A 12,018-nucleotide genomic window follows, 5' to 3' on the forward strand; every position below is an offset into this window, starting at 1 on the left:
GGCGCGCAATCCGGGGCAATCTGCGGTATCCAGGATCGGATACGAACAAGCCGGATGAACGCTCCCCTGCCTGCCATCGCCCGCACCCGCCCGCGCGTCGCCATCGTCGGCGCCGGACCCGGCGGCCTCGCCGCCGCCATGCTCCTCGCCGCTGCCGGCGCGCGAGTCACGGTTTTCGAGCGCGACGATGTGGTCGGCGGGCGCACGCGCACGGTCACCGCGCCGGGCGGCTACCGTTTCGACATCGGCCCGACCTTCTTCCTCTACCCGCGCATCCTGCGCGAGATCTTCGCCAGCTGCGGCGCGGACCTCGACGCGGAGGTCGAGCTGATGCGCCTCGACCCGCAATACCGGCTGGTCTTCGAGGGCGCATCGCCGGTCAGCGTCGACGCGAGCCCCGACCTCGCGCGCATGGAAGCCGAGATCGCGAAGCTCAGCCCCGCCGATGCGCGCGGCCTGCGGAGCTTCATGGAGGACAACCGCACCAAGCTCGAGGCCTTCCGCCCGGTGCTGGAACGCCCCTTCGGCGGCCTGTCGGACTATCTGGCGCCCGAGGTGGTGAACGGGCTGCGCTACCTGCGCCCCTGGGCGTCGCTCGATCAGGACCTGCGGCGGCACTTCGCCGATCCGCGTACGCGCCTCGCCTTCGGCTTCCAGTCGAAATACCTCGGGATGAGCCCCTTCCGCTGCCCGAGCATGTTCACGATCCTGTCCTTCCTCGAATACGAGCATGGGGTGTTCCATCCGCGCGGAGGCTGCGGTGCCGTGTCCGAAGCGATGGCGCGCGTCGCCGGGCGTCTCGGCGTCGAGTTCCGCTTCGGCGCCAAGGTCGATCGCCTCGCCTTCGAAGGCCGGCGCGCCGCGGGCGTCGAGGTCGGCGGTACGCGCCACGCCGCCGACGCCGTGGTGGTGAACGCCGACTTCGCCCACGCCATCCCCGGCCTGATGCCGGAGGAGCTCCGGCCGCAATGGCCCGACGCGAAGATCGCGAAGGCGCGCTACTCCTGCTCGACCTTCATGCTCTACCTCGGCATCGAGGGGCGGCTGCCGAACCTTGCGCACCACACCGTGCTGCTGGCCGAGGATTACGAGCGCAATTTGCGCCAGATCGAGAGCGGCGAGATCCCGGACAATCCCTCCGTCTACGTCCAGGCGGCAGCAGGCACCGACCCCTCCCTCGCGCCGGAGGGGCATTCGACGCTGTATGTCCTCGTGCCCGTGCCCAACCTGCGCGAGGGCGGGGACTGGGCGGCGGAGGCGCAGCGCTACCGTCGCGTGGCGCTCGACCGGCTGAAGGCCCTCGGCCTCGGCGACATCGAGCCGCGCATCCGCTACGAGCGGATGCTGACGCCGCAGGACTGGCGGAACGAATACGCGGTCGGCTATGGGGCGACCTTCAACCTGGCGCATGACGTGCGCCAGATGCTGCATTTCCGCCCGCGCAACCGCTTCGGCAAGGCGCAGGGCGTCTATCTGGTCGGCGGCGGCACCCATCCGGGCAGCGGCCTGCCGGTCATCTACGAAGGCGCGCGCATCAGCACGCGGCTGCTGATGGCCGATCTGGGCCTGCAGCAGGGCGTGACGGCGGGCGGCGGGCATGGCGCGGCGCACTCCGCGCTGGGCGGCTGAACGGTCAGGAGGCGCAGATGAGCGCGAAGGTCGTCGTCATCGGCAGCGGTCTGGGCGGACTTGCCGCCGCCGCCGTCGCGCAGGCGCGCGGGCACCAGGTCACGCTGCTCGAGCGCAACCCCTGGCTGGGCGGCAAGGCCGCGGTGCTCCACCTCGACAATCCGACGGGCCCGGGGCGGTTCCGCTTCGATATGGGCCCGACCATCCTGACCGTGCCGCGCGTGCTCCGCCGCATCTACGCCGAGGCGAACCGCGTGCAGCAAGACGAGCTGCCGCTGATCCGCCTCGACCCGCAGTGGCGCTGCTTCTTCGACGACAACACGCGCATCGACCTGATGGCCGATGTGGACACCATGGCGAAGTCCATGGACGCCTTCGCGCCGGGCAAGGGAAACGGGCCGGGCTACCGCAAGTTCCAGGAAGTCTCACGCCATCTGCACGAGATCAGCGAGAAGTTCTTCTTCTGGAAGCCGGTGGAGGGCATCGGCGACACGCTGAACTTCGCCAGCAACTTCAAGCCGGAGGTCCTGCGCGATGTCCTCGCGCTGCGCATGGGCAAGACCGTCGCGAAGGTGATCCGCGGCCACGTGCCGGACGAACGCCTGGCGCAGATGCTCGACCACTTCACCCAGTATGTCGGCTCGAACCCCTACCTCGCCCCTGCGGTGCTCTGCGGGATCGGCGACATGCAGGCGAGCGAGGGCGTCTGGTATCCCGTCGGCGGCACCCGCGCCGTGGCGGAAGGACTGGCGAAGCTCGCCCGCGACCTCGGCGCCGACCTGCGCACCGATGCCGAGGTGACGGATATCGAGATCGTCAACGGCGCCGTGCGCAGCGTGACCGCGAACGGGGAACGCATCCCCTGCGACGCGCTGATCTCCAACATGGACGCGATCCGCACCTATACGGAGCTCGTGAAGGGACCGCCGGCCAAGACCATGCAGAAGCGCGGCTACCAGCCGGCCTGCTCGGGGGTGGTGCTCTATCTCGGCCTGAAGAAGAAGTACGACCACCTCGCGCATCACTGCTTCGTCTTCTCCCGCGATGCGGAGGAGGAGTTCGACAGCATCTACCGCAAGGGCGAGCCCGCGCCGGATCCGACCGCCTATCTCTGCGCGCCCTCCGTGTCGGACGACACGGTCGCACCCGAGGGCGGCGAGGCGCTCTACATCCTGGTCCACACCCCGCACCTGCGCCACGGCCATGACTGGTCGAAGATGTTCGCGCCCTACCGGCAGCAGATCCTCGATAAGCTGAAGCGCACCGCTGGGATGGAGGACATCGAGGAGCGCATCGTCGTCGAACGTGCGCTGACGCCGGTCGACATCCACGAGCGCTACAAGGTGCTGGACGGGGCGATCTACGGCCTCGCCTCGCACGGCGCCTTCCTCGGCGCCTTCAAGCCGTCGAACCGGTCGAAGGCGATCAAGGGGCTCTACCTCGCGGGCGGCGCGGCGCATCCGGGGCCGGGCATGCCGATGGTGATGATGTCGGGCTGGATCGCGGCCGATGCGCTCGACCGCGACCTTGGCGGGCGCGGCATGTCGGCGGCGGCGGAGCGCGCCGGGCTGCGGGACGCGCTGCTCGCAGCGGAATGACCGGCGCGGACCGACCACAGCCCGATCCGGTGCCGCTCCGTTCGGAGCGGTACATCGCCTTCTTCGACCTCGCCTTCACGCGATTCTTCCGCCGCCACATGCGCGCGGCGCGCGTCGCGCGCTGGGGCCTGCCGCAGATCCCCGCCGGCGCCCCGGCGGTGATCTTCGTGAACCACCCCTCCTGGTGGGATGGCGTGGCGGTGATGCTGCTCGGGCGGCGACTGTTGCGTGAACGGCGCGTATTCACCCCCATGGCCGCCTGGGCGCTGGAGAAGTACGGCTTCATGCGCCGGATCGGCGTCTTCGGGGTCGAGACCGGCACCACGCGCGGCACCGTCGCCTTCCTGCGCACGGCGGAGCGCGTGCTGCAGGACCCGCGCCATGCGCTGTGGGTCCATGCGCCGGGGCGGTTCTGCGATCCGCGCGAACGGCCCATTCCGATCGCGCCGGGACTGACGCGGCTGCCGGAACTGGCCCCGGCGGCCTGGTTCGTCCCCCTCGCGCTCGACTACCCCTTCTGGTCGGAACGCAAGGCGGAGATGCTCGTCGCCTTCGGCCCGCCGATGCCGGCGTCGGGCTTGCTGGCGATGGACCGCGAGGCGCGCGCGGCGCGCCTTGCCGACGCGCTGGAGGCGGTCGCCGACCGGCTGACGGAGGACGCGATCGCCCGCGATCCGGACCGCTTCGAGACCCTGGTGCAGGGCAAGGAAGGCATGGGCGGTATCTACCAGGGGTGGCGGCGGCTCGGCGCGCTGCTGCGCGGGCAACGCTTCGACCCGCGCCACGACCACCAGCCGGATCGCCCCGCATGACCTGGGATCCGACGACCATCGCCCTGGCGCTTGCCGCCCTTCCGGCGCTGAACGGGCTCGTGAACCTGTTTCTGTTGCGCGCGCCGGACGGCCCGGCGCCGGCGGGCACGCTCGTCTCCATCCTGATCCCGGCGCGCGACGAGGCCGCGAATATCGGCGCCTGCCTCGAGGCCGCCCTCGCCCAGCAGGGTGTCGACATCGAGGTCGTCGTCATGGACGACGGTTCGACCGATGGCACGCCCGATATCGTCGGTGCCATCGCCGCGCGCGACCCGCGGGTGCGCCTGATCGCGGCGCCGCCGCTGCCCGAGGGTTGGTCCGGGAAGATGCACGCCTGCGCGCAGCTCGGCGCGGCGGCGTGCGGGACGCACCTGCTCTTCATCGATGCCGATGTGCGCCTCGCCCCCGGCGCGGCGGCGGGGCTCGCGGGCCATGCGGTCGGCCACGGCCTCGGCCTGGTCAGCGCCGTGCCGCGCCAGCGCATCGAGACGATCGGCGAGGGCCTCACCGTCCCCATCATCAACCTGCTGCTGCTCGGCTATCTGCCGGGCGGCGGGCGCGCCTTCACGCGCCTGCCCGGCTTCGCCGCCGGCTGCGGGCAGATGATGATGGTCGCGCGCGACGCCTATGCCGCGACGGGCGGGCATGGCGCCGTGCGCACCACGCTGCATGACGGGCTGAAGCTCACGCGCCTGCTGCGCACGCGCGGCTGGCGCACCGAGATGGTCGCCGGCGCCGACCTCGCCGCCTGCCGGATGTATCGCGGCTTCGGGGAATCCTGGCGCGGCTTCCTCAAGAACGCGCGCGAAGGCATGGCGACGCCGCTCGGCCTGCCGGTATGGACGGTGGTGCTGGCGGGCGCGCATCTCTGGCCCTTCGCGCTGCTGCCGGCGGGCGCGGCCTGGCTGGCGCTCGCCCTGGTCTTCGCGCTGCGCGCGGCGGTGACGCTGCGCAGCGGGGAACCCGCCTGGACCATCGTCCTGCATCCCGCCGCCGTGGTGGTGGCGCTCGCGATCCAGTGGACCGCGCTGGCGCGCGTGCTGACGGGGCGCAAGGAAGGCTGGAAGGGGCGCAGCTACGCGGCGCCGGAACCTTCGTGACCGTCGCCGCCGGGCCGCCCAGCCGCGACGCGGGCAGCGAGAACTTTCCCGTCGCCTCGCTGCTGCTGGCCCGCGCGCTGCGCCCGAAGGTGCTCGGCTTCTACCGCTTCGTGCGCACCGCCGACGACATCGCCGACAGCGCCGCGCTTTCGCCGGAAGAGAAGCTGGCACGCCTCGACGCGCTGGAACGCGCCATCGACGATGCCGCCACCGACGAGCCCGCCGCGCGGCCGCTGCACGACAGCGGCGCGGGCACGACGGAGGCGCGGCGGATGCTCGCCGCCTTCCGCCAGGATGCGACGCAGCTTCGCTATGCCGATTGGGCAGCGCTCGAAGCCTATTGCGCGTCCTCGGCCGTGCCGGTGGGTCGGATGCTGCTGCGCCTGCATGGCGAGGAGGATCCGCAGGCGATCGCGGCCTCCGATGCGCTCTGCACCGCCCTGCAGATCCTGAACCACCTGCAGGACCTGGTGCCGGACCGCGACGGAATCGGCCGCATCTACCTGCCCGAATCCTGGATGGCGCTGGCCGGGGGCGAGGCCGCCTTCTTCGATCCCGCCAATGCCGTGCCGCGCCGCGCGGTGCTGGACGCCGCGCTCGACCGCATCGAGGAACGGCTGGAGGCCGCGGCCGCGCTGCCGCGCCGGATCGCGTCGCGGCGGCTCGCGATGGAGGCGACGGTGACGCTCGCCCTCGCGCGGCGGCTGCTGGCGCGGCTGCGCGCGGGCGATCCCGTCACGGGCCGCGTCGCGCTGACGAAGGCCGACTTCGCACGCGCCTTCGCCGCGGCCCCCTTCCGCGGCCCCTCCGACGCGGCGCTGGTGCGGGCGCGGGTGAACGCGGCGGGATCCTCCTTCTCGCGCGGCATGTCGGCACTGCGCGGGGAACGCCGCCGCGCCCTCTGGGCCGTCTATGCCTTCTGCCGCGCGGTCGACGACATCGCCGATGGCGCGCTGCCGGAAGCGGAGAAGCACCGCTTCCTCGCCGAATGGCGCGCCAGGCTCGACCGCCCAGACTGCGCCCTGTCGCGCGAACTCGCGCACGCGCGCGCCGGCTTCGCCCTGCCCATCGAAGAATGCGCGGCGATGATCGCGGGCATGGAAACCGACGCCGCGCCATCCGTGCGCATCGCCGATCGCGCCGCGCTCGATCTCTATTGCCGCCGCGTCGCGGGCAGCGTCGGGGCCATGTCCGTGCGCATCTTCGGCGCGCCGGAAGCCGCAGCGTTCGGCCTCGCCCTCGGCCGCACGCTGCAACTGGTGAACATCCTGCGCGACATGGACGAGGACGCGACGCGCGACCGCGTCTACCTGCCGCTCGACCTGCTTGCCGCCCATGGCGTCGAGGACGGGCCGGCGGCACGGATGCTCGCCGCGCCCGGCACAGCGGAGGCCGCACGCACGCTCGCCGCCGAGGCCGAGGCCGGCTTCGCCCGCGCCGAGCGCGAGCTTCGCGACTTCGACGCCGCCGCACTGCTGCCGGCGCGGATCATGATGTGGGGCTACCGGCGCCTGCTCGACCGGCTGCTGACGCGGGGCTTCGGCCCGCCGCGCACGCGCCCGCGCCTGACGGCGTCCGAGAAGGCGCGCATGGCCGCCTTCGCCCTGCGGCTCGCCCCCGTCGGGGCGCGATGAGCCGCGCCGTCCACGTCGTCGGCGCCGGCGTCGCCGGGCTGGTGGCGGCACTTGCCCTCGCACGTGCCGGCCGGGCGGTGACGCTGCACGAAGCCGCGCCCGTCGCCGGCGGCCGTTGCCGCGCCCTGCCGGACGGCACCGACAACGGCACCCATGCGCTGATGGGCGCGAACCGCGCCGCGCTGCGCTTCCTCGCCGACATCGGCGCGGCGGAGGGCTGGATCGAACCCGAACCGGCGGGACTGCCGGTCCTCGACCTCGCGGACGGCGCGGCGCGGCGGATCGCGGCGTCGCCGCTGGCCTGGCGCGATCCCGCGCTGCGCCCGCCGGGACTGACGGCCGCCGGGTTTCTCGCGTTGCTCGGCATGGCGCTGCCCTTCACGGACAAGCCGGTCGCGGAGGTGCTCGCGAAGCATCCCGCCCTGCTGCGCGGCTTCGTGGAACCGCTGACCGTCGCGGCGCTGAACACGCCGGTCGCCGAGGCCTCCTCCGCCCGCCTGGGCCAGGTGCTGCGCCGCCTCGGCGGCGCGGGTGCGGCACGGCTGCTGGTGGCGCGGGAGGGACTCGGCCCGAACCTGGTCACGCCCGCGCTTGCCGCGCTGCAGGCCGCCGGGGTCGCGATCCGCTTCGGCAGCCGGCTGCGCGCCATGACCCAGGCCGATGGCCGCATCGCCGCGCTGCATCTCGGCGAGGACTCCCTCGCCGTCACGGAAGGCGACGCGGTCCTCCTCGCACTGCCGCCCTGGGAGGCGGCGCGGCTCATCACCGGCCTGAAGGTGCCGGAGCGCCACGCGCCGATCCTCAACCTGCATTTCGCGATCGACGGCGTCGGCCCGGTGCGTTTCCTCGGCCTCGTCGGAGGGCTCGCGCAATGGGTGCTGGTGCGGCCCTCGGGCGTCTCGGTCACCGTCAGCGCCGCGGATGACGAGAGCGAGGAACCGGTGGACACCCTGGCCCCGCGCGCCTGGGCCGAGATCCGCCGCGCCGCCGCCGCCTTCGCCCTGCCTGGTGCTTGGCCCGAGGCGCCGCCGCCCTGCCACGCGGTCAAGGAACGCCGCGCCACGCCGCGCCATGCAGTCGGCTTCCCGCCACTGGCGCCCCGCCGGCCGATGCGCAACCTGGCGCTGGCCGGCGACTGGACCTGGCCCGGCCTGCCCGCGACCATCGAAGCCGCCGCCCTGTCCGGCGAGGCCGCCACCAAGGTGCTGCTGCGCCTGGGGCCCACCGCATGACGCCCGCCGAGGCCCTCGCTGCCCTGCGCGCCGCCGAGGCCCGCGACGGCGCGCCGGACGCCGCGCGCCGGCGCGACCTGCTCGCGCGCCTCGCCGCCGAGGTGAAGCGGCGTGGGGAGGAGATCGCCGCCGCGGCCGATGCCGATTTCGGCGGCCGCGACCGGATCGAGACGCTGCTCGCCGACGTGCTGCTGGTCGCCGACATGGCGCTGTATGCGCGGCGGCGGCTGCGGCGCTGGATGCGGCCGCGGCGTGTCGGCGTGCCCTTCCCCTTCCTGCCTGCCCGCGCCTGGGTCGAGCCGATGCCCAAGGGCATCGTCGGCGTCATGGCGCCGTGGAACTACCCGGTGCAGCTCGCCCTGGCCCCCGTGGTCGACGCCATCGCGGCCGGAAACCGCGTGGCGGTGAAGCCGTCGGAGCACACGCCCCGCTGCGCCGCCCTGATCGGGGAGGTGCTGGAGGCCGCCCTGGGTCCGGACATGGCCCGCTGCGTTACCGGGGATGCCGCGGTCGCCGCCGATTTCGCCGCCCAGCCCTGGGACCACCTGGTCTTCACCGGCGGCACCGCGACCGGCCGGCGGGTCGCGCAGGCGGCGGCGGCGAACCTGGTGCCGGTCACGCTGGAGCTGGGTGGGAAGTGCCCCGCCGTCGTGCTGCCGGGGGCCGACCTCGTCGTCGCGGCGCGCGACCTGCTCGCGGGCAAGGCGCTGAATGCCGGGCAGACCTGCGTGGCACCCGACACCGTCCTGCTCGTCGGCCATGCGCCCGAGGCCTTCGCGGCCGCCTGCCGTGCGGCCGGCATCGCCGTCCCGGCCACTGCCGTGCTGAACGCGACCCAGGCGACGCGGCTCGAACGCCTCGCAGGGGATGCGACGCTGACGGCCCTCGGCCCGCCCGGCGAGGGCCTACGCCGCCCCCTGACGCTGGCGGAAGCGGCGGACGATGCCCCGTTGCTGCAGGACGAAGTCTTCGGCCCCGTCCTGCCCGTGCGGCCCTGTGCCGGGCTAGCCGACGCGATCGCCTGGATCGCGGCGCGTCCGGCGCCGCTCGTCATCTACATCTTCGGGGCGACGCCCGAGGAAGAAGGCGCCATCGCCGCCGGGACCCGCTCGGGCGCGCTGGTCAGCGAACGCTGCGTCGAGCATGTCGGATTCCCCGCCCTGCCCTTCGGCGGCATCGGCGCCTCCGGCCAGGGTCGGCTGCATGGGGAAGAAGGCTTCCGGAGCCTGTCCAACCTCCGCACCCGCGTCCGGCATCGGCGCTTCTCCCTGGCGCGACTGTTCGACCCGCCCCGCCGGCGTGCCGCTGAACTCGTGGCGAGGCTGTTATTGCGTTAAGACTCGTTCCCTAAATTCCCCACATGGTTGCGGCCTTGTCGATTTTGCCCGCTGTCGAGACTCCACGCCTGCGCCTCCGATGTCCGGAACCCCGCGACGCCGAAGCGCTGGCGACGTTGATGAACGAGACGATCAGCCGGCGGCTTGCCTCCTGGCCGGTGCCCTATACGCCTCTCATGGCGCTCGACCGCATCGCCGGCATCCGCATGGCCGCCGAGGCGGGCCGGTCCCTGCCCCTGGTGATGGAACGGCGGGAGGACGGCGCGGTCACAGGCTGGATCAGCATCTCCTGCGCGCCGGGAAATCCCCGTACGGCGCTGATCACCTACTGGCTCGGCGAGCCCTTCCATGGCCAGGGATTGATGCGGGAGGCGGCGCCGGCCGCCCTCGCCGAGGCCTTTCGTGTCCTGGACATCGACCGTGTGCGCGCCGCGGTGCAGGTGGACAACGGCGCCTCCCTCGCCGTGGTGGAGTTGCTCGGGATGAGGCCGATGGGGACCGGCCGCATCTGGTGTCCGTCGCGCGGACAGGAGGAATCCTGCCTCTGGTTCGAGGTCGCTCGGCCGGACGCCGCGGGCCGCTAAGGCACCTCGCAGACGAAATCCTCGAACTTGCCGGCGACGCTGCGCGGGACCTCCGACAGCACCTCGACCGTCACGGCGAAGTCCGCGCCGAACTTCCCACGCGCCCAGGCGATCGCAGCCGCCTGCTCAGCCGTCGACGGCGTCCGTTCGACCGCGAGGACCAGGCGCAGCCGGTCGAGCGCCTCCTGCACGACCTGATACTGGCGCAGCCCCGGCACCGCCGCGACGAGCGCGCCGAGGTCCGACGACGACAGCAGCGGCCAGCGCCGCTCCCCGCCCGGCAGGCGCAGCATGTTCTGCCGGCGCCCGATCACGCGGTTCAGAACGGGTAGGCCCCGCCCGCAGGGGCAGGGTGCGCCGACCTCGGCCGCATCGCCGATGTCGTAGCGGATCAGCGGCATGGCGAGGTTGTGCAGCGGCGTGACCACCACGCGGCCGACCTCGCCCGGCCTGCAGGGGCGTCCGGCCTCGTCCAGCACCTCGACGCGCACGCCCTCCGACTGCACGTGCAGGTGCGGATGGTCGGGGCATTGCAGAGCGAGGTAGCCGGCCTCGCGCGTGCTGTAGACCTCGGCGACCGGCGCCCCCAAGGCGGCCTCGATCGTGGCGCGCGTCTCGGGACGCAGCGTCTCGGCAATGGCGATCACCTGGCGCAGCCGGGTCGGCCGACGTCCGGTGCGGCGCGATTCCTCGGCGAGGCGCGCGAGGATCGAGGGATGCGACAGCAGGTAGTCGGGATCGCGCCGCAGCAGCCAGCCGAGTTGCTCTGCCGGCGGTGTCATGACGTTCAGGCCGACGAGAGGGCCGGTCGCGATCAGGCCGCCGCCCGCGCCACCCCAGCCAGGCGCCGTCATGCCCTCCGGCCAAGGTGCGGCCCCTGGCGTGCTGTCGCGGATTACGGCGAGCGTCCCGGCGAAGTCCCGCCGATGCCACAGATGGTCGCGCAGGGTGAAGGCGCTCCAGATCAGTTCCCAGAGCTGGCTGCGTATGGCGCGCACCGGGCGGCCCGTGGAACCCGAGGTGAAGATCTCCCGGTACTCGCCATGCCCGGGCGGCAATGATTCGGCGAGCAACGCCTCCTCGGCGTCGGCGGCCTGGATCTCGCCGCGGGTCAGAATGGGCAGCGCCTGCCAGGCGGCCTCGAAGGCCGCGCCGTCGTCGGGATCGGGCATGGCGACAGGCAGCCGCGCGGCGTGGAAGGGCACCGTGCGCCGCGCATGGTCCAGCAGCGCCGCGAGCTGCCGCCGCTGCGACGCCTCGATCCGCGCCGCCGGCCACCATTGGCTGCGTTCGAACTGGAACAACAAGGCGAGCAGCGCCGAGCCCGCCGGATCCGGCAGCGCCGGCCAGGCGACCCCGGGAACGGCTGAAACCAAGTCGAGCGGCGGAACGTTGTGCAATCCGGACCTCCGTGGACAGCCATGGCGGCTGCCTCAATTCCTGCCATGACATGGCCACAACCGGCCGCGAGAGTATGAACAGATGTTCATGTCCTGCCTGAAGCAAAGGAGTGACGCCATGCGACAGGGTGCGATCAGCGCGGTGCTGCTCGGCGTCGCGCATGTGACCTTCGCGGCCGGCCCGGCCGCTGCCGCGCCCGCCGCCGCGACCGCGGCGGTGCCGGCGGCGATTGCCGATGGCGGGACGGGCGTGACGCTCGCGCGCGCCGGTGCCAGCAGTTTCCTCGCCGCGCCGCAGACCGAGGCGGCCGACATCGTGCCGGTCGGCGAAGGCGGGCGGGGCCGTGGACGCCGCGGCTACTACGCCTATCCGGGCTGGGGTCCGCCGCCGGGCTACTACTACGCGCCCCCGCCGCGGCCGCGGTACTACCGGCCGCCGCCGGTCTATTACGCGCCGCCGCCGCCCGTGTACTACGCGCCTCCGCCCCCGGCCTATTACGCGCCGGCGCCGGGCGTCAGCCTGAACTTCCGGTTCTAGGGACAGGGCGCGGGCGCGATTGGTGCCCGCCGCCGGACTCGAACCGGCACATCCTTGCGGATTGCGGATTTTAAGTCCGCTGCGTCTACCATTCCGCCAGGCGGGCGTGCCGAATCGCGAGCGTGCAGGTTAAGGCCGGCCCGGCCTCATGCAA

Annotated in this window: 10 protein-coding genes and 1 tRNA gene; 9 read left to right on the plus strand and 2 right to left on the minus strand. The window is 73.0% G+C overall.

What is annotated here, in order from left to right; translation table 11 throughout:
• Positions 1-54 precede the first annotated feature (54 nt).
• The 8 genes from crtI to GWK16_RS04555 are packed head-to-tail and all read left to right on the plus strand — an operon-like array spanning position 55 to position 9,926.
• Complete coding sequence (crtI, locus tag GWK16_RS04520; protein WP_170052718.1) at positions 55-1,629, plus strand: phytoene desaturase family protein; 1,575 nt, start codon at positions 55-57, stop codon at positions 1,627-1,629.
• 17 nt (positions 1,630-1,646) lie between these two features.
• The gene (locus GWK16_RS04525; RefSeq protein WP_170052719.1) at positions 1,647-3,227 is read left to right on the plus strand and encodes a phytoene desaturase family protein; all 1,581 of its coding nucleotides are present in this window, start codon (positions 1,647-1,649) and stop codon (positions 3,225-3,227) included.
• The gene (locus GWK16_RS04530) at positions 3,224-4,039 is read left to right on the plus strand and encodes a lysophospholipid acyltransferase family protein (protein WP_170052720.1); all 816 of its coding nucleotides are present in this window, start codon (positions 3,224-3,226) and stop codon (positions 4,037-4,039) included. Before GWK16_RS04525 ends, GWK16_RS04530 begins: the two co-directional genes overlap by 4 nt.
• Entirely contained in the window at positions 4,036-5,139 is a 1,104-nt protein-coding gene (locus GWK16_RS04535; protein ID WP_170052721.1) for a glycosyltransferase, read from the plus strand. The genes GWK16_RS04530 and GWK16_RS04535 overlap by 4 nt, the downstream gene beginning before the upstream one ends.
• A complete protein-coding gene (locus GWK16_RS04540) occupies positions 5,136-6,773 on the plus strand; it encodes a squalene/phytoene synthase family protein (protein WP_170052722.1) in 1,638 nt (545 codons plus the stop codon). The genes GWK16_RS04535 and GWK16_RS04540 overlap by 4 nt, the downstream gene beginning before the upstream one ends.
• The gene (locus GWK16_RS04545) at positions 6,770-8,005 is read left to right on the plus strand and encodes a hydroxysqualene dehydroxylase (protein WP_170052723.1); all 1,236 of its coding nucleotides are present in this window, start codon (positions 6,770-6,772) and stop codon (positions 8,003-8,005) included. The genes GWK16_RS04540 and GWK16_RS04545 overlap by 4 nt, the downstream gene beginning before the upstream one ends.
• Positions 8,002-9,342, plus strand: a complete 1,341-nt coding sequence (locus GWK16_RS04550; protein ID WP_170052724.1) for an aldehyde dehydrogenase family protein — start codon at positions 8,002-8,004, stop codon at positions 9,340-9,342. Before GWK16_RS04545 ends, GWK16_RS04550 begins: the two co-directional genes overlap by 4 nt.
• Positions 9,343-9,365: 23 nt before the next feature.
• On the plus strand, positions 9,366-9,926 hold the full coding sequence (locus GWK16_RS04555) for a GNAT family N-acetyltransferase (protein WP_277613538.1): 561 nt from the start codon (positions 9,366-9,368) through the stop codon (positions 9,924-9,926).
• Here GWK16_RS04555 and GWK16_RS04560 read toward each other — a convergent pair.
• Complete coding sequence (locus GWK16_RS04560; protein WP_170052726.1) at positions 9,923-11,326, minus strand: phenylacetate--CoA ligase family protein; 1,404 nt, start codon at positions 11,324-11,326, stop codon at positions 9,923-9,925. The genes GWK16_RS04555 and GWK16_RS04560 overlap by 4 nt on opposite strands.
• Before the next feature lie 118 nt (positions 11,327-11,444).
• Here GWK16_RS04560 and GWK16_RS24960 point away from each other — a divergent pair, with 118 nt between their 5' ends.
• The gene (locus GWK16_RS24960; RefSeq protein ID WP_211187050.1) at positions 11,445-11,864 is read left to right on the plus strand and encodes a hypothetical protein; all 420 of its coding nucleotides are present in this window, start codon (positions 11,445-11,447) and stop codon (positions 11,862-11,864) included.
• A 20-nt stretch (positions 11,865-11,884) separates the two neighbouring features.
• On the opposite strand, the gene GWK16_RS04570 is transcribed toward GWK16_RS24960, so the two are convergent.
• Positions 11,885-11,970 (minus strand) — tRNA-Leu (locus GWK16_RS04570).
• Positions 11,971-12,018: the final 48 nt, after the last annotated feature.

The sequence above is a fragment of the Neoroseomonas marina genome, from assembly GCF_012927745.1.
In the GTDB taxonomy this organism is placed as follows: Bacteria; Pseudomonadota; Alphaproteobacteria; order Acetobacterales; family Acetobacteraceae; genus Neoroseomonas; species Neoroseomonas marina.